Raw genomic sequence first — 21,035 nt, 5'->3', positions numbered from 1 at the left:
ATATTACTCAATCACTTAGGTTTTCCACTCATGGTTTTTTCTGCTTTACGTCGCGGTGCGATATCCGGGGCGCTGATGTTGGTATTGTTTGGTTGTAGTTCAACCGTACAAACGGATGATTTATTAACACATAAAATTAGCCATCCATTGCATGTGGAAAAATACCAAACCGCAGACTGGTATAAACCGAGCAAGCATGAACTGGATCCTTTGAGTATCATTCACCCCGATGGCTTCATCAGTAAAGGTGTGCGCTTAACGGTAGAAGACAGTCAGAACACCGTGATCTACTTCGGTGGTTCACCATTCCGTGATGGCGAAAATGACGTTGATATTATGGGGCAATTTGCCTTCTTAGGCTTGAATGTCATCATGTTTAAAAACCGGGGCATCGACAGCCACGGAACATGGCCGTCACTGACGCAATTGAAGCAAGATGCAAAATCCGTGTTTGAGTACAGTAAGAAAAATTACAAGAATGAGTTCATGATTGTACACGGTACGGCGATGAGCAGTTTCTTGGTGGCGGAAATCGCGAAAGAGCAGCAATTGAATGTGAATGCCGTGGTCCTTGAAGGGGCGGTGACCACCGTTGAGGAACTGACTGCGGTTAAAAATCGCTTCCCGTGGTTACCGAAGAGTTGGTTACCCGAAGCCTTTAAGCACAACGTATCGATGTCTGATTCGTTAGAGCAGTTAGATAACTATGAATTGCTGACAGCCTTTGACGGTCCTGTGCTGCTGCTTGCGGCGGAAGACGATGACATGGTACCGGTTGAGTTACCGCAGAATCTGTATAACGCGTTACCGGGTATTAAAAAGTCGCTGACCGTGGTTCCAAATGCGGATGAAAATGATCTTTTATTGCATGATGACTCTTTAGCGGCTTACACCATGTTTGTGCGTAAATATGGCTGGGAGGAATAAGCGGTATTCATCCCCTCGGTCAACACGCGTTTCTATACTTCTATTCAATAAAAAAGCGGAGTGTTTCCGCTTTTTTATTGCCTGAAAGCCCCTCTATTATAACGAATCGATAAAACACATTTATCCCGTTATAACTAAACTCTCTGTCATAGAGAGAAAGCGAATTTCTGACGCTGTGCATTTCGTTAATAATCATAAAAGACATAAAGCAAAACGAAAAGAAAGCGTTCAATCAGGGGGAGGAATACGTATGCTATTATGGATAGCCATTGTGATCAGTATGCTGGTGGCATCATTGATGACATCGGGGATAACGAGTGCGATTTTAGATTTTACCGCCTTTTTGATTCTATTGATCGTTGGTGTACGACGCGCGACGGGGCAACCGGTTTCGCCATCATGCCATTCGTCTGATTCCGCAAAATATAAAATGTAATCCCTTATCACGTCATTGCCATTACCTAAATAAAAAACCAGGCACGTGGCCTGGTTCCTTTGTTTCAACGATATGCTTTATGAGCTGGTTTTTGCATCAGTCTCTCGCGTTGGCGTGAGTTTTAGCTCTGCCACAAAATGTAGGCGAGTGACCCCCCGCCAATGCTAAACCACAGCATGACCCCCAAGAGTAATGGTTGAAAACCGGCCGCGCGCATTTTCTGGATGGTGATCCCTGAACCGATGAGGAACAAGCACACTACTAACAGACGTTTGGATGCAGCAAAGACCATGTCATAGAACAACTGTAGATCGGGCAAGAAGTGTGCAATCAAAATAGCCACGCAGTAAAAAAGAATAAAAAATGGAACGCTGATTTTCTTGTTATCGCCCTTGAACAAGACGGCACTCAAAAAGGCAATGGGGATGATCCACAACGCACGCGCCAGTTTCAGGGTCGTCGCTGTTTTTAACGCTTCATCACCGTAAGCGCCCGCAGCACCGACAACGGAAGAGGTATCATGAATGGCAATCGCCGCCCATGTCCCGAAAGCGTGTTGGCTCATTTCAAAAAAGTGACCGATGATCGGGAACACAAATAACGCGATCGCATTAAGCACAAACACGGTACCCAGCGCGATAGAGGTTTGATCGTCACGGGCATTGATCGCTGGTGCGACGGCTGCGATGGCGCTGCCGCCACAAATCGCGGTACCTGATGCGATCAGGTGACCGGTTTTTTGTTCGATCTTTAGCAGCCGTGTTAATACAAATCCCAGTATCAAGGTGCAAAAGATGGAAGCGACGATCAAACCAAAGCCTTCTTTGCTGGCGCTGATGGCTTGATCTAGGTGGATCCCAAAGCCTAAACCGATAATGGAATAAGAGAGCAGTTTTTTGGTTAAAGCCGCGAGGTTAAATTGGGTAGGAACAAGCCCGAGCGTGGCAAGGCTAAATCCCAATACCAATGCAATTGGCGAGCTGATAAAAGGCAATAAACATAGGAGTGCAACGCCGTAAAACAACCAATCGGTTTTCCGCGCAGGGTGAAAAATCGACGTAAAAAGAGAATGTCGTGTCGTCATCGTTTCATCAGTAGACAAAAGGGAAGTAAAAGGACAGCAATTATAGGGCCAATGATAGTTAAGTCAGAGTTGAATATATTGAAGCTAGGGTTAAGAAAATCTGAAAGGGGTTAAAGCAGCATTGAATGCTGGGCGGAGAGACATTTAACACAAGGGAGGCAGGGAAACAAGAAAGGGCGGTAGGGATGATTGACGGGGGTGTGCTATATCAGCTTCGCTAATTCTTCATCACTATTTCTTCACCCATTTTCCTGAAGGGTCTTGATAGTAATGGCCGCGAACGGTCCGTTCTACCGCTTTTTTATAGGCAAGATGGCCGACTTCTCTCACGCTTAACCCATGAGAGACGGCAATTTGTTTGAACTTGGCGTTGCGACGTTGGTTCACGTCAGACACTAAGGCGCGCACCGTTTGAGAGGGGCTGGCTGTTATCGGGGCAATCAAGCCTGTGCTGGCTTCACCCACCAAGCCTTGGCTTTTGGCTTGTTGGAGATCAAGCGCAAACGCGCTGCAAGACATGAACACGGCAATGAAAAATAGCAGTAAGCGTTTCATGGCAAACTCCTTGCCCAGTTAGAAGACGTCATCGTCGCTGAATAACTCGTCAATTTCCTTATCGACTTTGATTCGAATCTCATGTTCTATTTTTATATTTAAGTTTACTTCAATCGGTTTATCCGATGCGGTGACCTGAACCGTCGGTGTACACCCCATTAAGTTGCTACTGAGCAGAAGCAGTAACAGCCAGAGCACCGGCAGGTACGCCGTGAGGTAAGTCGGTATGTAAGACAGCTTAAGTTGAATATCCATGAGCTACAACCTTCAATGAGCACGCCATGCGCGTACGACAGGGGGGTTACACCCCGTGGTCAGCATGTCCATACCCAGCGATATCGTTATCAATGTCAAATACAAGCGCAAAATGCTACTCATCCACACCCATCTGCTTTAAAAACAAGGCTTCCAGCTTTGATGAATCTATCATGTTCATGGTTTTTATAAGTGCTGGAATATTTTCTTGGAGACTCAGGTTGACGTTGACTTGTCGACCCGCTAATACATCAGGATTGTGCCCTTTGAATGCGGCCTTCGTCCTCAATTCTCCTTCTTTAGAGTAGTCTAGATGAACGGATAACGTGTGGTAGTTATAATTTTTGAGAATCTTTCCCACTACCAGTAAGTTTTGTTCACCCGCCGCTTCAATGTTTTTGGCGATTGCAGACTCTTCTTTGTATTTGAGTATCCCGCCGGGGTAACGGGCATGGAGCGAACCGTGTTCGATCACAGGGCTCCCATCCTGAAATGACAAAGGCAATCGTCCATCTACAACCCCTGTCATCACAATATCGTTCGCCTCAAGTGACGCGACCAACTGGTCGAGGTGTATCCCTTGTACGATCACGGGGGCTGGGGGGATGTTCATGACACTGTCGCTGCTTACATCGTGCAGGCTCACGCTCCCCCCCAGCATATAGGCATTAGCACGATATAAACGATAAGCCGAACGTGAGGTATCAAATGAGAGGTTGGCATACAGGTTTTCCAAGAGGATCCCGGCATGCAGGTAGCCGACGTTTAGCCCAATGGGTTGTAGCGAACGCAGGCCTTGTGGCGTCACTTCACTGGTCATTGCCAGATTCAGATCAGCAAAGTGTATGTTATCCACATAGCCACTTAAATTATGGGTAAACACCCCGAACCGCGCTTGCCAATTGGGCTTGGCAGACGGGCGATACTGAATGCGCGCATCAAAACTGATCTTGCCAGCATGCAGATCATAATTTACCGGTAGATGCGGTAAGTAGAATTTCTTCAGCGATTGCTTAGACGAAAAGTGAATATCATTACGGTGTAACGTTATGTCGGCGTTGTTGCGCTGCCAATTGTAGCGGGCGCTGAAGCTCAGTAAATCGGTGCGGTGTGAATCAGTCTTACGCGAATCAGCACGGCGAAGCCCCGTATAACGATGGCTATACAGTGTTCCATCGAGATCCACATGACGGTGATTCAGCGTGGTTTGCCCTTCCGTCTGCAAGGTGGGTAAACGTTGTTTGTTTTGAGAGGGTGTCAGCTTGAGATGGTACGCACTGCGCAGCGTAAATGGCGTCAGTCTCTTTTTTGCTGTCTTGTTAGTAGCCGTGCTAGACGGTGAAGTAAGCGAGGTATTGTCAGATGTGAGGAGCGAGAACTGCAGTTCCGACAAGGTCATCGCAAGCTGACCCGTATAGTGCTGCACCGGAAGTTGCGCTTTCGTGGTGGTGCGGCGAATGGCTTTAATCTGTTTGTCTGAGTCATCGCCATCACTGATTATCTGTTTAGCCGATAATTTGGCTTTGAGGGTAAGTGGCTGGTGGGGTAATGTGACTGATACCTTGGCCTGCTTAGGCTTTGCCTCGGTTAACACCGACAAGTGCCAATGTTTGGCATCGATCTGGATATTATCGGCTTTGGCTTCTACCCAGCGTCCCCCTTGCTTGATGTTGGCCTGTGCAATCTGCAAACGGGTATTGTGCCATTCCGCATGCAGCCCTTGAGGCGTCCAATAGCCTTTCAGCATGGTATCTAGCGTTATGTTGTCTAATGACGTGGTAGGACTTGGATACAGGGCCCGTAGTTGCCCATGAATCGTCGATTTCAAGTGACACTGCGGCGGTTTGTCATCAAGGGTATGATTGATCGGCATGTTACAGTGCAATGCTGTGATGTTGATGCCTAGAAGGTTATCGGCTTGGTCGCCTGTTTGAGTGTGTGGATCATGGCTTGATTGTGTGCTGGGCTGGGCCAATAAGGTCGACACGGTGAGTGCTTCAGGAACAGGATTCAAGTCGATCGTGAGTCGCCCTTGCTGGGGTTGGACGTGATCCTGCTGATAGTGCACGGTAAAGGCTAAGGTTCTATCCGTCTTGATAGCAAACCGAGACGGCGTATTGGATCGGCTTTGAACGTTGGCTTGGTTCTGGTTGTTGCCTGACAGAGAGCGGCGAAATAACGCATCAGGCACGATGGCCGTGGGTAGGTGTAACTGCATATGGGCGGGTAGTGAGAACTGCAACGTATACTGCGCTTCTTTAATGACTGTGTCTTGTGTGATGGCTGTTTGCGTTGCCGTTAGCGTGACGGGCGCATTGAGGATCACATTCGGCATCGCTGCGAGTTGAAATTTATCGGTAATGTCTTTGGTTTGTTTGATGTCGGCGTTGCATGACAGCTGTTTTGGCAATGGGCTGGTAAAACTAACCTCCGCCTCACAGTGCACCGTATTGCCTTTTGGACCGGTGGCTGACCCCGCGATATGCGCCTGCTCGGCATCACGATGTTTCACCAGCACATTGATGCGATAGGGATTGGGCCATAACGCTCTCCCTTTAATGTGTAAGCGCGCCTTACGATCAGGTTTGTTCATGCGAAAATGCGGCGTTTCAATCACCACCTTGGATTGCAACAGTAAATGCCCATAAGTGAAGTGTGCGACTTTCACTTTTCGCAACGGAAGCTGTGCGAGATGCGCAATGGTTTGACCGAGATGTATTCCTTGATGGCGGGTATCTGGTGTTTCGATGAAGGTCGGCAGGTGCACGGGTTGATCCAGCACCAGCGATTTAGCCGTGATCTTCATGGTCGCGATGGGCTGTTCGATATTCATGCGTAGCGTGATATCTTCGCCATATTGTGCGAAATCACGGATCACGGTCGGCCATTGCGGCTCAATGCGAGTCAGGTGCACGGCAAGCGGTGTGTCATGGGCTTGCCAGCTGAGCGAAAACTGTCCGGCTTGCACGGCAATCGGATAGCGGTTATGCGCGGTATCTTGTGGAAAGAACAGATCAAGTTGTCCGCCCTTTATTGTCCCCGTCAGTGTCACGAAGGGATCGGTCGTTAGCACCAGGTCGACATCCTTCAGGATCTGGTCATAGTGCGGCTCGCTTTGTTCAGCCTCATTTTGTTTAGTTTCATTTGGACCTGATAAGCCCAGCACTATCTGTTGGGCATGACCATTGAAGACATAGGGTGCATTCAGGTTAACCAGCGTTATCGAGGCATCCGCGAGGGTTACCGATGTTACGTTAACCGGATCAAGCGTCTGATTAAGCGAAAGCGGTAACTGAATCTCAACCTGCGGCGCATGCAATTGCCACGCAGCGCCAGAGATGGCCGCGTTGTCATCTATCGCATGGGTTAACGACAGATCATGCAAGGTCACGGTGTAATCATGAATGGATAATGAGAGGTATTGAATATGGGATTGCTTACCCAATGAAACGCCAGACAACGCATGAAGTTGTATCCCCATGGCGGCTAGCCAAAAAGGCAGGACAACGACGGGAATAAGGCACAACATACCCATCAAAATGAACGCATAGGCGATCCTCCGGCGTTTAGGGGGACGACGGGTGGACTTTATCGAAGGATTATCGGGCGTCGGCGCTACGTTTATATCTGTTGAGTCACTGTCCATGCATAACCGATAAGGCTTTAAAAATAAGTGAGTATTTATCTTTAAGCATAATCGTTAGTGACTGAAAGCGGCAAAAAAAGGCCGGATAGAGACAGGACATAGTAAAATGTACGCTATCCGGCAGATTCCTTGTGGGTTACATATTGTTATAAGAATTCAGATGAATAAGGGCATATCAGTTCGAACGGGTAGATCGCTTGGATTGAGCGTGTTTGGGTATCACTTAACCGGCCAAGGCCGGATCATTCGCTAGCGCATGTTGGGCATCTAACGGCGAATAGGGAAAGGCGGTTTGGTGCTGATTTTCATGATTCAACTGCACCAAGGCATGGCGTAACGCGGCGTGAGCGACGTCGGTCTGATTCGTTTCAAGAGCTTGCATTGCGCGAAGCAGATCTTTTTGAATCGCGTTGATTTGCTTTGCCGCATGCTCAAGTTCAATCGCTTCAATCGAAGCAATTTTTGTTACACGCTGCATAGAGATCTGATTAGGCGCAACGCCGTGGGTGGCCATCAGTTGCGACGTGCACTGTTTAATATACGTCATGGTCTGCGTGAGTGACTGCGAAAGGTGTTCCATTTAACATTCCTTATTGCAACTTCTTACGTACAGCGTATCCACTGCAACGTGAAGCCTTCCATGGGTAAGATGAACATTCAACACATCACGATAAGTGGCGCTATGTTGATGTTGTATTGTATATTTTTGACTGTTTCAGCGTTTATGCTATGAATCTAGTGGAATGTCTAAAACGGAATATTGGCATAGATCAATTTCCCGTGAATCTTTCTGTTCGCATGGCATAACGTAGTCATTTATATGATTAAGTTATCATGTTGGTATGAAAATCCTCGGGGTAGTACAAGATATTGTGAATATTCATTCTGTAGCGTGAATAAGATGTGTTATGGCTAATTAACGTGTCTTTTTGGCGATGAGTCGGGGATAACGCAGGGTTAGAAAGGTTTTTTACTGAATGAGTATCGTTTTTCGTTATGATTGAACGGTTATCGCCGAATGCTGTTAGGAGAATGCGTGAATAAGTTACTGTCTTTTGAAGCCCTCTTGGTTCTGGATGCCATAGAACGTCGAGGCAGTTTTGCCGCTGCAGCAGAGGAATTGGGGAGAGCGCCTTCATCATTAAGTTATCAGGTGCAAAAGCTGGAACAAGATTTGGATTTGGTGATTTTCGACCGTTCAGGGCATCGTGCCGTTTTTACTAAGGCGGGTCAGTTATTACTGCAACGCGGACGTGCCTTATTGGCCGCAGCGGATGAAATGGTGGCAGATGCCAGTGCGCTCGCACACGGTTGGGAACTGGAACTCACTATTGCTTACGATAGTCTGATCACGCTTGATCGTTTATTACCGCTGGTGGAATCGCTGGCGAAACAAAGCAAAACCAAACTGAAATTAAAAGAAGAAGCGCTTGCCGGTACATGGGAAACCTTGGCGCAAGACCGGGCGGATATTATTCTGGCATCTTCTCAAACGCTGTCTCAGCAAGATGTCAAAACCCAGCCTATAGGTTACGTTGATGTGGTTTGGGTTGCCCATCCGTCGCATCCTATCCATCAAGAGGCGAATCCGCTTGATCCGGCGACACGTAAACAATATCGCAGCATTGCCGTGGCAGATACCGCCCGCAGTCTACCGCCCATTACACACAATATTCTTGATGACCAACCCTTACTGACGGTATCGAGTATGCACGACAAGCTGGTGGCATTGAAAGCCGGTCTGGGTGTCGCAACCTTGCCTTATGCCTATGCGAAGAGCGCGATTGAACGGGGAGAACTGGCAATGATTGGTCAACAACCGGCCAATGAAGTCGAGATAGTGATGGCGTGGCATCGCGGGCAAATGGGGAAAGCGAAAACCTGGTGTATTAAGCAACTACCAACATTATGGAAAAATAGCGATATTCGCGTCAGTGAGTAACTTTGGCTGGTGGGATTTCTCAGGAGCCATCCGTGTATCGGCTCCTGAGTAGAGGTATCCCTAATTCATGATCTAGTCATAGTCTCGCGTACACTTTACGCATGTGTTGTTCTACCGATTCATCGCTGTGACGATAACCCGGAGGATCATTGGCGAACACGTTATCATCGACGCATAACGATGATATGTCTTCAAGACGGCAAACATCCCACGCCTGTGCTGATGGTACAAAGCTGTCTTCCGCTTGATAGCAGCGTAATACAATATCCCCTTGATCAGATTCACCGATTGCGACCGGATGCGCAATTCGGTTTACCCCATTGTAGTTAAAGTGTATCTCTCTACGTCCATTAATCGCGGCAATAAGCGCTTTAATCATGATGATTCCCTATCAATTAAAAAGATTTGGCCGAATCATAATATATTACGCTGAAAAGAAGTGAGATCTATTGCATAGAAGTTACAACTGGTGCGTCGATTGCAACGGCAGCAGCATCTCGACAACGCCATCTTCCATTTGAATATCAATTTGAAAACCGACTTTTTGCGCTAACATGATCATGCCGCGATTGGCGGGCATCGTCATACCGGTTATGTACTTCAAGCCCGTCTTCTGACAGTAACGAATGATCTTATTCATTAAAATGCTACCCAGCCCGATCCCTTTAAGATCCGATCGCACTAAAATAGCAAACTCTGCTTCTGTATTATCCGGGTCAGATAACGCGCGCGTCACGCCGATGATCGACGGCACAGGCTGACCTTGATCGTCAAGGATCATCTCAACGGCGACGAACGCCATCTCACGGTCATAATCAATCTGCGTTAAATTCGCTAACGCTTCGTGATTCAACTCGCCGACATCCGAGAAGAAACGCTTATAGAGATCATCGACGGACACATGGGAAATGAAATCTGCATGCAATGGCTCATCTTCCGGCAGAATAGGACGCAGCAAAATTTTACGGCCATCTTTCAGCGTTACGTGTTCTTCAAATTCTTTTGGATAAGGACGAATGGCCAACCGCGCGGCTTTGTTGCCTTTAAATTCTTTGATGCTCATTGAGGCATCAATCACGGTCATCTCATCGCCTGAGGCCAGCAATGGATGAATATCAAAGGTTTTGATTTCGGGGCAATCAATGATTAGCTGTGACATTTTTACTAGCAACTTACACAGGGCGTGAATATCTAACCCTTCGGGTCGGTTGCGCTGACGGATCTTACCGGTTTTAATTGCATTGATGACCATGTAACGCGCCAGCGCCATATTCAACGGCGGAATGGCAACAGCGGCGTCTTTATGGATAGTCCATTCTGCCGTGTCTTCACCCAATAAGATGACGGGACCAAAAATGGCATCATTATGCACAGAAATCCGTAACTCTTGTGCGCCGGTCCGTTTGGCCATGCGCTGAACCAGCAAGCCATCCACTTTTGCCCCTGGGTATTCCACAGAGACGCGATCTAAAATCGCTTGTGCGCTGTTGGCGACTTCATCGGCACTGCGCAGATGCAACATGACCCCATGGACTTCAGATTTGTGCGGAATGTCTGGCGAACGCAACTTAACCGCCACCGGATACCCGATTTGATTAGCAATATGCGCCGCTTCTGCAGGATCGCTGGCAATCCACGTGGGCAAGGTCGTAAACCCATAACTTTCCAGCACCGGACGCATTTCATGGGTCTCTAGCTGGTGGACTCCCTGCGCCAGCAAATGGTTGAGGATGTCATGCACATGGCGTGGGTTGGCTTGGATCTCACCAAAGGACACCGGCGTTTCCATCAGCTGCTTTTGGTTACGGCGGTATTCGACCAAATGCATGAACGCAGACACGGCACTTTCAGGGGTACGGTAGGCAGGATATCCCGCTTCGGTGAAGATTTTTCGTGATTGTATTGCTTCATCTTCGCCTGCCCAGTTGGTCAGAATGTTGAATTTTCGACTGCGAGGATGCTGTTTGATGACTTCTGCCAGTCGTTGTGCGGTTGCGTTGCCAGGCGCAATGGCGGATGGCGAGTGCATAATTAATAAGGCATCGAAATCATCGCTGTCGAGCAACACGTTTACCGCTTGTTCGTAACGCTGAATATCCGCGTCACCAATGATGTCGATGGGGTTTGCCTGTGACCAGCATGACGGCAAAAAGGCCGAGAGTTTGGTGACGGTATCGTCACTGAGTGTCGCCAGTTTCCCACCGCGATCGGATAACGCATCCACGGCCATAATGGCAGGGCCACCGCCGTTAGTTAAAATGGCTAAGCGTTCACCACGCAAGGGCACAGAGTGCGCCAGTGTTTCCACTGCTGCAAACAGTTCGTGCGTATTATTCACCCGTAACATCCCTGAACGGCGAATAGCGGCATCGTAAACCGCATCTAAGCCCGCTGGGCCGCCAGTATGCAGCATAGCAGCAGCACTGCCGGCTTGCGTGCGGCCACTTTTTACCACCAAAATACGGCGGTTTCGGGCGGCGGCGCGGGCCGCAGACATAAAGCGTCGCGCATCTTTCACGGAATCGATATACAACAGAATGGCTTCTGTTTTACTGTCGCGGCACAGGGTATCCAGCAGTTCTGCGAAGTTGATGTCACAGGCATCCCCAATAGATAAGAAAGTGGAAAAGCCAATGCTTTTATTTTTTGCCCAATCGAGGATCGTGGTGCATACCGCCGCTGACTGCGAGATAAAGGCGATGTTGCCTTTGTTGGCGGCAATGGGGGAGAAAGACGCATTCAAGTTCAGCCAAGGTAAAATCAAGCCCATGCTATTGGGGCCGACAATGCGCATGTTATAGCGTTGCGCCATAGCAAACATGCGATCTTCTTCGGTGCTGCCATCATCATGGATAATGTGGGTCATTCCCGCGGCTAATATAATCGCGACTTTTACGCCTTTCTTGCCCAGTTGTTCAATGATGTCGACATTGCGTGAGGCATGAGTACACACAATGGCCAAATCCGGCACCCGAGGTAGGCTATCAATGGTGGGATAGGCGAGCACACCGGCAACGGCATCGTACTTAGGGGTAACGGGCATAATGGGCCCATGGAACGAGCCAGAGAGCAAGTTTCGGATCACCACATTGCCTGCACGCGACGGATTATCAGAAGCGCCAATCACGGTGATGGATTGCGGTTTGAGTAGCTTATCGATTCCTTCCATAGCACAACTCTCTTATCTTGGCGGCAAGTGGGAGATTCGCAAAAATGCGGATAAAGAGGAGTGTATCGAAACGGTTAGCGGGTGTCTGACTAAGGTGTAGGAGGTGTGATCAACGGCAAGATATGGTGGCGTGTCTTTCATGTCGCATTGAAATGCGGCGTGTTAACGTCCTTGTTAACCCGTTTCTTGTAAAGCGCCTTCTGTAAAACGGTTTCTCGTTAAAAGCGCTCTTAGCATCGATTGGCGTTTAGATTTGGTAACGAGATTTATCACCAATGTCGTAATGCAGCGGCATACGCCATTTAGAGAAGGCGGCCACGGCCAGCAAAATCGCGCCTGTCATGCTAAACGCAATGCTGATTTGATCTTGTCCGAACACGGTACAGAACCAAAAGCCGGCTAAGGCAAGCGGTGTCAGTAACAATGCTTTAATTTGGAAACAAAAATACTCTTTAATCGACAACGCACTAAAGGCAAACAAGGCGGCGCCAAGTGCCAGTGGTTGCCATAAGCCCACCAATTGCCACACCGTGGCAAACAAGGCGCTGCCTAAAATTAACCAACGAAAGCGTTTGTCGTAAATGTGAACGGTGGTTGTTGCCAGCAGGGCGGCAATCACTAAGCCTAGAGTGGCTACGTGTTGTTCCCATGCCACGATAGACATGATACCAGCCGAAGCGGTAAGCGCAGAGCGGTAGAGAATGACAGTCAGTTTGTCTAACGCGTCAAGTTCGCACTGAATATGAGGATCGGCCATGAATAGCTCCATGAATGTAAATGTAGGGGGGTATTTTACGCGCTTTTGCTGTGACAGAGGACAGAGAGTTATTGATCTATCTTAAACTTAGGGTTGAATGGGTTAAAAACCAACGGCATTATGTGTGCAAAATTTATATGGCAGAGTCAAAATGAAAAAAATCGCCGTATTCGCTGCTGCAGCGATACTTTCCGGGTGTGCAACGGAATCTGGAAATACCGAATGGGTCACCTCTTCAGCACAAGAGCAATATCAAACAGAGCCCTCGTTTGTTTTTGAAAAAGATCCGTTAAAAGAAACGACCACGGTTGCCGTAGTGGAACCGGTTGTCACGGAATCTGTGGTGATTGAGCAGGTTCAGGAGAAAGAAACCGTTGTGATCACCGCGCCAGCGGATGAAAAGCCAGTTATCTACAAATACGCAAAGAAAGCCGTTGATGGTTACACCATTCAGGTATTGGCGGGTACACACAACCGTGGCTTTAACCAATATGTAAAGCGTCTACCAGCCGAGCAACCGGTGTGGGTCAATGAAAAAGACCTGAACGGTTCCCCGTGGTACACCTTGTTGTTTGGCCAGTACGAAAGCAAAGATGCCGCACGCCAAGCATTGAAAGCTTTGCCGCAAGACATCAAAAATTTTGGCCCTTTCATTCGTGATTTACGCCAAATCAAAACCTCGCAGTATCCCAAGCTAACTCAACTGAACGGCTAACACTGACATCGCCTAAGTAGTTACCTTGTCACGTATTATGAGCAGCCACTGGCTGCTTTTTTTGTGTCTACTATTTTTAATTCTCTAAATACAGATGTTTCTAAATTTCTAGAAATACCTGTTTTTGGCTTGATCATTTCAATACTTCTTGTAGTATTGAATTAATGACGTGCTCACCCATACGGAATGTTTTAATGATGAACAGCGATCAAGCCACACGTATATTTGATTCACTTTCTTCAGGGGTTCGCCTCGAGATTTGGCGCCTGTTGGTTAAAGCTGGCCACGAAGGGCGCGTGGCGGGGGAAATGGCTGCCGCGTTAGAGGTCGCCCCGAATGCACTTTCTTTCCATCTGAAAGCGATGCTGCATGCTGATTTAGTGTCGGTGGAGCAACAAGGGCGATACCAACGCTATCGTGCCAATATTCCCATGATGATGGATTTGATCGGCTACATGACAGAAGCCTGTTGTAATGATGATAGCTCGGCCGCGTGCCATCCTCGTCAACTCATGCCGCGGTGCTAATCGACTTTTTGTTCCCCGCAGGAATCAATAAATAGAATAACCAATACCCAAATAGACAAAACAGAATGAGAGAGGAGCCAACATGGGCATTTTTGAGCGTTATCTCAGCGTGTGGGTCGGGATCGGCATGGTACTGGGCCTTGCCGGTGGGGTCATGTTTCCAGACGTATTTACGTTTTTAGGTAACCTACAATACGCACAAATCAACATGGTGATCGCGGTGCTGATTTGGCTCATGATTTATCCGATGATGATGCAGATCGACTTTGGTGCCATCAAAAAAATACATCAACGTCCGAAAGGCATCGTGATCACGATTGTTGTTAATTGGTTGATTAAGCCGTTTACCATGGCATTGTTGGCTGTTTTCTTTATCCGTTACCTGTTTGGGCCGTGGATCTCGCCGTCATTGGGTGATGAATACATTGCCGGTATGATTTTGTTGGGTGTTGCCCCGTGTACCGCCATGGTGTTTGTGTGGAGCCAACTGACCAAAGGGGATGCGAACTACACTTTGGTGCAAGTGGCCGTGAATGACCTGATCATGGTCGTGGCGTTTGCGCCCATTGCTGCCTTTTTGTTGGGTGTCACCGAAGTCATGGTGCCATGGGATACTTTACTGCTATCGGTCACTTTGTTTGTGGTTATTCCACTGGTTGCGGGCGTGTTAACCCGTATGTTGGTGAAAAACCGTGATGCTAACAAACAGCAAGCCACGCTCGATAAGCTATCCAAAACAATGAAGCCCCTGTCAATCATGGGTTTAGTGGGGACCGTGATTCTACTATTCGGTTTCCAGGCCGAAAAAATCATCAGCAACCCCGTGGATATTGTGTTGATTGCTATTCCATTGCTGATTCAAACGTATTTGATTTTTGCCGTTACCTATATTTGGATGCGTAAATCGAAGCAGCCACACCGTGTTGCAGCCCCAGGAGCGATGATCGGTGCCTCTAATTTCTTTGAGTTAGCCGTCGCCGTTGCCATTAGTTTATTCGGCATTCATTCGGGCGCAGCATTAGCAACGGTTGTAGGGGTATTGGTTGAGGTGCCAGTTATGCTGTCTTTGGTGGCATATGCAAACAAAACCAAGCATCAGTTTGCTATTGAAAGTGCATAATTATTTAATGAGTGTGTAACAACTGGCTTGCATTGTGGGTATGTGATTGCTTTAATGAATCAATATTCACATTGTAAGCCTTTTGTTTAATGGGCGTTTAACAAGCAAGACAATGCAGCTGGCGTATCGTGGTGGGTGAAAAACGCATCGCTGTTGGTTAATTAGCCTTATTCGATCCTTTTAAGCAAAAGATATCACTATTGAGTGAGATATAAGGTGCAATAGCGCCCTTTTTTTTATTACTATTAGGGCAGATTTATTTTGTCTCTTACGCGCCATTTTTGCTATCGGCAGTACCGGACAAAATTGCACCAGAATGCTGCTGGCTAGGTTGCCAGTAACGATAACAAGGGATGATAATGAGCTCAATCCACGTATTACTACTCTGTGGCGGCGGCAGCGCCGAACACGAAGTTTCTCTCGTTTCTGCAAACTACATTGAGCAAAAGCTCCAACAGATCGAAGACATCACTTACACACGCATTGAAATGAAGGTCGATGGTTGGTTCAATGCTGACAGCCAACCGTGTCAGTTGAATTTGGATCGCACCCTACAAGTGGGTGATGACAAGTTCACGGTTGATTACGTGATCCCCTGTGTGCATGGTTTCCCTGGTGAAACGGGCGATCTGCAGTCATTTCTTGATATGGCGAAACTGCCATACTTAGGTTGCGGTGCGGAAGCAAGCACCAATTGCTTCAACAAGATCACCACCAAACTGTGGTTTGATGCACTTGGTATCCCGAATACGCCGTATGTGTTCTTAAGCGAAAACACCGACGCTGCGCATGAACAAGCAGAAGCGGCATTGGCGAAATGGGGCATCGTCTTCATCAAGGCCGCTTGCCAAGGGTCTTCGGTTGGTTGTTACCGTGTCACTAATAAAGACGAACTGACCAAAGCCGTCAATGACGCCTTCGGTTATTCTGATCAAGTGCTGATCGAAAAAGCGATTAAGCCGCGTGAGTTGGAAATTGCCGCTTACCAGTACGGTGACGAATTGGTGATCACCAATCCGGGTGAAGTGACGTGCCCAGACGATCAGTTTTACACTTACGAAGAAAAGTACAGCGCAGCAAGCCATTCAACGACCGTTGTAGAAGCAAGCAATGTGACAGAAGCGCAAGTGAACGCGATGCGTGAATACGCCCGCAAAGCCTTCGTACACATGAAGCTGAAAGACTTGTCTCGTATCGACTTCTTCTTGAGTGAAGACAATGAGATTCTGCTAAATGAAATCAATACCTTCCCAGGTATGACGCCGATTTCCATGTTCCCGAAAATGCTGGAGCATCACGGCCACGATTTCAAGGCTTTCATTGAAAGCGCGATTAAAACCGCAGTGAAATAAAAGTCAGTACCCTGAGAAAACCGAGCGCGTCTCGGTTTTTTTTCATCCCAATAAAACAGAAGCGTTATACTGTGTATAGTTTGCTTCATTGTGTATCGACGGGGGTGTCAGTCGCATGAAAAACGGTAACGCACTGACCAATGAAGAGAAGCAACAACGGTTTAAACGGTTACAAAGTCGCAATTATATCGCGAGTATGCGACTGGAGGGGATTCATTGGGTAGAGGCCACACCAACGCATAACCCCAAGAACCTATCGGAAGCGGAACAAATTGCAGAGTTGAAATTACACTATGCCCGATAAATACGATGTTCACCAAGATCCAGACTGTTATCCCAACAGTGATGTGTTAGTTAACCTGCTTGGCATCATGGATAACGCACAACTGGACGTCGCAGAGCGTGATTTTACCCGTGTGCGTGCTGAACATTTTGTCCCGCAATTTGATAACGTCACATTGGCGTATCTGCAAGCCATCCACTTTACCTTGTTTCAAGATCTCTACCTTTGGGCCGGAAAACTCCGTCAGGTGGATATCACAAAAGGGCAAACCCGTTTCTGTCACTGGACGAATATCGACAAAGAAAGCACCAAGCTGTTGGACGCCCTTGCGAATGAAGGCCATTTACACGACTTACCGCTGGCAGATTTCATTCAACGTATCGCCCATTACTACTGTGAATTGAACGTGATACACCCATTCCGTGAAGGAAACGGGCGTGTACAACGGATATTCTTTGAAATATTGGCCATTAACGCCGGTTATGAAATCTGCTGGGAAGGYATCCATTTGCAAGAATGGGTCGATGCCAATCAGGCGGGGTATTTTGGTGATTTAGCGCCACTGGAAGGGCTCTTTTCTCGTATTACGGTGCCAATCGATCGTGAAAAGGGGTATGACGCACATTGGAATGATGCCCCGCTAGAGTAATATTCGTTACAACCTGACGCACTATAATTTAATATATGTCGTCATTCTATAACCATCCATCCGCTATATAAAACAGAGCTATCAAATAACAAATAGCCCACGCAAGAAGAAGGGGGAATTACTTTTCCCACGGTGTCGGTTTGATATATTTCGCCACTTCTTTCTCATGACGATCCGTGTTGCCAACATATTGCGCGGGCATCGCTGGGCTTTTCCAACGACCTTGTTCTTGAATCTCTACAATCGACAAACCTGCATCAGAAAGATCTTTCGCTGCGCCCACGCGGGGGGATTGGCCGGAGAAAATATCCGCCTTTGCCATACCGAGTTCATCACTGGCACGGCGGAAAACACGGTAAATCGAAGAGTGGTCGAGGGGATTACTGCCTATATTACCGTGGCGATCGATGCGGCGATAAACAAATCCCTCATGGATCATGCCGATAACCAACCAACGTTGTAACGCTTTTGATGCCACCGTACTGAGTGCGATGGTATTCGGTCCCACGATGATATCGATCAACCCGTTCGGGTGCAGAACGACATCGTCAATGGTGAGTGCTGCTAATTCACTGCGTTTGAGCATGGCTTCAAACATAACCGCCCAGATTGCCATGTCGCGGACGTCTTTGGTTTTGGTTGATAGGGCATAGCTTTCTAGCAAGGTCTGTAAATGTTCATCTCGAAAAGCCGCGGCATTTTGTGCATCATCGTGCTTTTCAAATTGCTGTTTTTTCATCGCCAAACGGATTTCTGTCTTTGCGCAAGGGTCGGGCAAACCGTGGCAGCGGTGCACTAATGATATAGTGACAATGTAACGTTTTAGGCTTGCTAGTTTACGCGTCTCAGACATCTTCTCAATGTAACGGTGAACTGTATCCGCGTTGGCGGGTAAAGCGGGCACCTTACAGTCGAGGCAAAATGTGATAAATGCATTCCAATCATTGGTGAATGAAATCACCGTATTTTTGGCATATTGATGACGCGTTAATTCAGCCATAGCATCAAAAGACGGCAACGGTTTGTTGAATTGCTTTAGGCTGATATCGCGCAGTTGTTCATCTTCGATGGGTGAAATTTTCTTCGTCATCCCTATATCCTAATGCATCATAATTTATAGTTTAGTCTAGCATAAACACTGATAGGTCAAATACAAATGATAAAATTCGGAAGTCAATTAACGGTTTTTTATGCTTGTTCACAGACAATGTGTGACATTAATGATTAAATTATTAACAATAAGTCCTGAACAAAAAGAGACAAACAAGGTGTAGGATGAAAAAGAGGCTATTTCACAGAGGCCACCACATCGAGAACGTGACCAATACGGAAAATGGCTGGACGGCTGTGATTGAAGGGCGTTCAATCACGCATTCTCTCGCGCTCGTTAAGAAAAGCATTGATTGGTGGTATGACATGAACACCTTCATGCACCCTGAAAAATTGGTGACGACCACCACGAGAAAACCACAGCAGGCGCGTGTGGTTGACTATAAAGGATTCAAGATCCGCAATGACAGTGGTGAACACAATCAATGGTATGTCATCGCAGGAACGCGCTTACTCAAAGGCAACGTAGAAGCCATAAAAAAACATTTAGATGCCGCGTTATCAAAACAGCAAACACGTTAGGATAAACAATCCGAAAATAAAAAACGCCTAGAAGGCGTTTTTTATAGATGCGTATCAACAGCTTGTTGTATTAATCGGCATCGTCTTCTTTATCGACGTCAACCAGGTAGTTGCCGCTTAACCAGTTTCGGCCAATCAGCAGCTTGTATTCTAACTTGCTGCGATCGCGAAGGTTAACGTTCACCGTTTTGTGTTCACCGTTCCAGCCGAGGTCCATCTTCACCGCGTACCGGCGTTCAACGCCTTGCGCATTTCGGATCTTACTCACTTTCACAATCTTGCCTTTGAACTTGGCTTCTTTGCCTTGCTCGTTGTAAGACGTAAACTCAACCATATGCCCAAGGTGATCGCGCATATTCTCACTGTCGCTGTCTTCACCCAACACTTTAATGTCTTTCGCATGGATGGAGGTTGTCGCAGCGCCTGTATCGATACGCGCTAAGTAATCCATATCAAGTTCATACACCTTAATGGTTTCAACTTGACCGACAATCGATTTACCCCCATCGCAATCTGCCATCGCGACATTGATGTTAAATAAAGAAAGGAAAAACAGGGCAGGGATGAACAGTTTCTTCACGAAAACTCCTAGTCATCAGATTCAATGAAAACACGAGACAGTATCTCAGCATCGCACTGAACGTTAGATGAATTGCTGTGACATATCTAGAAATACTAGTTATTAATGAGAAAATTACGAATTTCCGCGCAACTTTTAACCGGCTCATTAAACACATATCCCTGAAAGCCGACTTCTTTAGCCACTTGTATATTCAATGCTTGATCGTCGATAAACAGCGACTGTGCCGGCACAATCGAAAAACGCTCGACCATGATTTCAAAGATGGCGGTTTCCGGCTTGATCACCAACTCTTTACCCGAGACTAAGCCGCCTTCAAACAGCGTTTCAAGTTGATGGCGTTCATTCAAGTTTTCAAAAAAGGCGCTGCTCATGTTCGTTAAGTAGAACAGCTTAAAGCCGCGATCATTTAATTGATCAATCAAAGCCCGTGTTTCATCAATCATAATCAGGTTATCCAAGACATGATCGATAAAATCTTGCATCCGGTTTTCAGTGAGCTGGGTTCTGGCTGCGAACTTAGGAATGACTTCTGCCATCAACATCGTGCCACGATCTAGCGACAACCAGTCAGGGTGTTGCAGCACTTCGCTGAGCAACAGAGCTTGCTCATCCGGCGAAGAGGTAAAACGTTTGACGATATTTTTGGGTTGCCAATCAAACAATACCGCGCCAAAGTCAAATATCACGTTTCTAATCATGTGCGTTTCCGTTACAGTATTACTTATTGATAATTTTGGGTCAGGGAATCGGAAAATGAGACATTTGAAGAGCGTGCCTGACTCACAGATCCAAGAAAATTAACGAGATTTCTGCAATGAACGATAATAGCCGCTTAGTATTTTCAACAGAAACAGGCCGCATTAAAGAAGAAAAAGTGGCGCCAGCGCGTCCTCAAGGTGATGGCATTGTTCGTATTCAGCGTCAAACCAAAGGCCGTAAAGGTAAAGGCGTGTGCATCGTTACTGGCCTAGACATGGAAGACACCCAACTTAAACTGCTGGCCGCTGAACTGAAGAAAGTCTGTGGCTGTGGCGGTTCTGTAAAAGATGGCGCGATTGAAATTCAAGGCGACAAGCGTGATGTCATCAAAGCCGCGCTTGAGAAAAAAGGCCACACAGTGAAATTGGCTGGCGGTTAATTCACACCAACCAGAACCAAGCCGACACCGAAAGCCCGAGTTTATCTCGGGCTTTTTGTTTTCACGCCATAGTGTTTTCGACGTCGATGACCAACACCAAATACAACTGCGACATGATACAAACCACATTGATCAATCGTTCCAGCTCGAACAGAGTAATTAACCGTTGTTATTGAAGCACAAAGCAAACTGACCATTTGCAGCCGAGCTTCAATAACGATGTTAATTACCTATTTTATGGTAAATAGCCAATACTGTTAAATGC

At 47.2% G+C, this 21,035-nt stretch carries 22 protein-coding genes; 11 read left to right on the top strand and 11 right to left on the bottom strand.

What is annotated here, in order from left to right:
* The first annotated feature begins 30 nt into the window (after positions 1-30).
* Positions 31-927, top strand: a complete 897-nt coding sequence (locus L4C36_RS08540; RefSeq protein ID WP_428477380.1) for an alpha/beta hydrolase — start codon at positions 31-33, stop codon at positions 925-927.
* A 250-nt stretch (positions 928-1,177) separates the two neighbouring features.
* A complete protein-coding gene (locus tag L4C36_RS08535) occupies positions 1,178-1,363 on the top strand; it encodes a hypothetical protein (protein WP_428477379.1) in 186 nt (61 codons plus the stop codon).
* A 121-nt stretch (positions 1,364-1,484) separates the two neighbouring features.
* Here L4C36_RS08535 and L4C36_RS08530 read toward each other — a convergent pair whose 3' ends face one another.
* The 5 genes from L4C36_RS08530 to L4C36_RS08510 all read right to left on the bottom strand — a co-directional run bounded on the left by L4C36_RS08530 (position 1,485) and on the right by L4C36_RS08510 (position 7,483).
* The gene (locus tag L4C36_RS08530) at positions 1,485-2,447 is read right to left on the bottom strand and encodes a YeiH family protein (protein ID WP_428477378.1); all 963 of its coding nucleotides are present in this window, start codon (positions 2,445-2,447) and stop codon (positions 1,485-1,487) included.
* A 231-nt stretch (positions 2,448-2,678) separates the two neighbouring features.
* Positions 2,679-3,002: a YdbL family probable chaperone protein gene (locus L4C36_RS08525; RefSeq protein ID WP_428477377.1), complete on the bottom strand. Its 324-nt coding sequence runs from the start codon at positions 3,000-3,002 to the stop codon at positions 2,679-2,681.
* Between the two features lie 18 nt (positions 3,003-3,020).
* Entirely contained in the window at positions 3,021-3,257 is a 237-nt protein-coding gene (locus tag L4C36_RS08520; protein WP_428477376.1) for a YnbE family lipoprotein, read from the bottom strand.
* 115 nt (positions 3,258-3,372) lie between these two features.
* Positions 3,373-6,786 carry an intermembrane phospholipid transport protein YdbH family protein gene (locus L4C36_RS08515; RefSeq protein ID WP_489685890.1) on the bottom strand — a complete coding sequence of 1,138 codons (3,414 nt, stop codon included), beginning with the start codon at positions 6,784-6,786 and terminating at the stop codon, positions 3,373-3,375.
* 340 nt (positions 6,787-7,126) lie between these two features.
* Positions 7,127-7,483, bottom strand: coding sequence for a hypothetical protein (locus L4C36_RS08510; RefSeq protein WP_428477374.1), 357 nt, complete (start codon positions 7,481-7,483; stop codon positions 7,127-7,129).
* 456 nt (positions 7,484-7,939) lie between these two features.
* On the opposite strand from L4C36_RS08510, the gene L4C36_RS08505 reads away from it, so the two are divergent.
* Positions 7,940-8,845: a LysR family transcriptional regulator gene (locus L4C36_RS08505; RefSeq protein ID WP_428477373.1), complete on the top strand. Its 906-nt coding sequence runs from the start codon at positions 7,940-7,942 to the stop codon at positions 8,843-8,845.
* A 76-nt stretch (positions 8,846-8,921) separates the two neighbouring features.
* Here the strand turns inward: L4C36_RS08505 and L4C36_RS08500 are convergent, their stop codons facing one another.
* The 3 genes from L4C36_RS08500 to L4C36_RS08490 all read right to left on the bottom strand — a co-directional run bounded on the left by L4C36_RS08500 (position 8,922) and on the right by L4C36_RS08490 (position 12,771).
* On the bottom strand, positions 8,922-9,224 hold the full coding sequence (locus L4C36_RS08500) for a hypothetical protein (RefSeq protein ID WP_428477372.1): 303 nt from the start codon (positions 9,222-9,224) through the stop codon (positions 8,922-8,924).
* A gap of 81 nt (positions 9,225-9,305) precedes the next feature.
* Positions 9,306-12,014: a bifunctional acetate--CoA ligase family protein/GNAT family N-acetyltransferase gene (locus L4C36_RS08495; RefSeq protein ID WP_428477371.1), complete on the bottom strand. Its 2,709-nt coding sequence runs from the start codon at positions 12,012-12,014 to the stop codon at positions 9,306-9,308.
* A 247-nt stretch (positions 12,015-12,261) separates the two neighbouring features.
* The gene (locus L4C36_RS08490; protein ID WP_428477370.1) at positions 12,262-12,771 is read right to left on the bottom strand and encodes a DUF2301 domain-containing membrane protein; all 510 of its coding nucleotides are present in this window, start codon (positions 12,769-12,771) and stop codon (positions 12,262-12,264) included.
* A gap of 151 nt (positions 12,772-12,922) precedes the next feature.
* On the opposite strand from L4C36_RS08490, the gene L4C36_RS08485 reads away from it, so the two are divergent.
* From L4C36_RS08485 to L4C36_RS08460, 6 genes are all read left to right on the top strand, one after another.
* The gene (locus L4C36_RS08485; RefSeq protein ID WP_428477369.1) at positions 12,923-13,486 is read left to right on the top strand and encodes an SPOR domain-containing protein; all 564 of its coding nucleotides are present in this window, start codon (positions 12,923-12,925) and stop codon (positions 13,484-13,486) included.
* A gap of 194 nt (positions 13,487-13,680) precedes the next feature.
* Positions 13,681-14,013 (top strand): ArsR/SmtB family transcription factor, encoded by a 333-nt coding sequence (locus tag L4C36_RS08480; protein WP_428477368.1) that lies wholly within the window; start codon positions 13,681-13,683, stop codon positions 14,011-14,013.
* An 82-nt stretch (positions 14,014-14,095) separates the two neighbouring features.
* Positions 14,096-15,133, top strand: coding sequence for an ACR3 family arsenite efflux transporter (gene arsB, locus L4C36_RS08475; protein ID WP_428477367.1), 1,038 nt, complete (start codon positions 14,096-14,098; stop codon positions 15,131-15,133).
* A gap of 359 nt (positions 15,134-15,492) precedes the next feature.
* A complete protein-coding gene (locus L4C36_RS08470) occupies positions 15,493-16,485 on the top strand; it encodes a D-alanine--D-alanine ligase (RefSeq protein ID WP_428477366.1) in 993 nt (330 codons plus the stop codon).
* A gap of 115 nt (positions 16,486-16,600) precedes the next feature.
* Complete coding sequence (locus L4C36_RS08465) at positions 16,601-16,789, top strand: YhfG family protein (protein ID WP_428477365.1); 189 nt, start codon at positions 16,601-16,603, stop codon at positions 16,787-16,789.
* The gene (locus L4C36_RS08460) at positions 16,779-17,417 is read left to right on the top strand and encodes a putative adenosine monophosphate-protein transferase Fic (protein WP_428477364.1); all 639 of its coding nucleotides are present in this window, start codon (positions 16,779-16,781) and stop codon (positions 17,415-17,417) included. Before L4C36_RS08465 ends, L4C36_RS08460 begins: the two co-directional genes overlap by 11 nt.
* Positions 17,418-17,535: 118 nt before the next feature.
* Here the strand turns inward: L4C36_RS08460 and L4C36_RS08455 are convergent, their stop codons facing one another.
* Complete coding sequence (locus tag L4C36_RS08455) at positions 17,536-18,507, bottom strand: tyrosine-type recombinase/integrase (protein ID WP_428477363.1); 972 nt, start codon at positions 18,505-18,507, stop codon at positions 17,536-17,538.
* Between the two features lie 185 nt (positions 18,508-18,692).
* On the opposite strand from L4C36_RS08455, the gene L4C36_RS08450 reads away from it, so the two are divergent.
* A complete protein-coding gene (locus L4C36_RS08450) occupies positions 18,693-19,049 on the top strand; it encodes a DUF3319 domain-containing protein (protein ID WP_428477362.1) in 357 nt (118 codons plus the stop codon).
* Positions 19,050-19,119: 70 nt separating this feature from the next.
* On the opposite strand, the gene L4C36_RS08445 is transcribed toward L4C36_RS08450, so the two are convergent.
* Together L4C36_RS08445 and L4C36_RS08440 are read right to left on the bottom strand one after the other, a co-directional pair.
* Positions 19,120-19,629 carry an ATP-dependent zinc protease family protein gene (locus tag L4C36_RS08445; protein WP_428477361.1) on the bottom strand — a complete coding sequence of 170 codons (510 nt, stop codon included), beginning with the start codon at positions 19,627-19,629 and terminating at the stop codon, positions 19,120-19,122.
* Positions 19,630-19,724: 95 nt separating this feature from the next.
* Positions 19,725-20,330, bottom strand: coding sequence for an HAD family hydrolase (locus tag L4C36_RS08440; RefSeq protein WP_428477360.1), 606 nt, complete (start codon positions 20,328-20,330; stop codon positions 19,725-19,727).
* A 116-nt stretch (positions 20,331-20,446) separates the two neighbouring features.
* On the opposite strand from L4C36_RS08440, the gene yciH reads away from it, so the two are divergent.
* On the top strand, positions 20,447-20,770 hold the full coding sequence (gene yciH, locus L4C36_RS08435; RefSeq protein WP_428477359.1) for a stress response translation initiation inhibitor YciH: 324 nt from the start codon (positions 20,447-20,449) through the stop codon (positions 20,768-20,770).
* Positions 20,771-21,035: the final 265 nt, after the last annotated feature.

The sequence above is a fragment of the Photobacterium japonica genome, assembly GCF_050337005.1.
GTDB classification, from domain to species: Bacteria; Pseudomonadota; Gammaproteobacteria; order Enterobacterales; family Vibrionaceae; genus Photobacterium; species Photobacterium japonica.
Note: the sequence above shows the minus strand (reverse complement) of the source record. Positions and strands in the feature narration are given on the sequence as shown.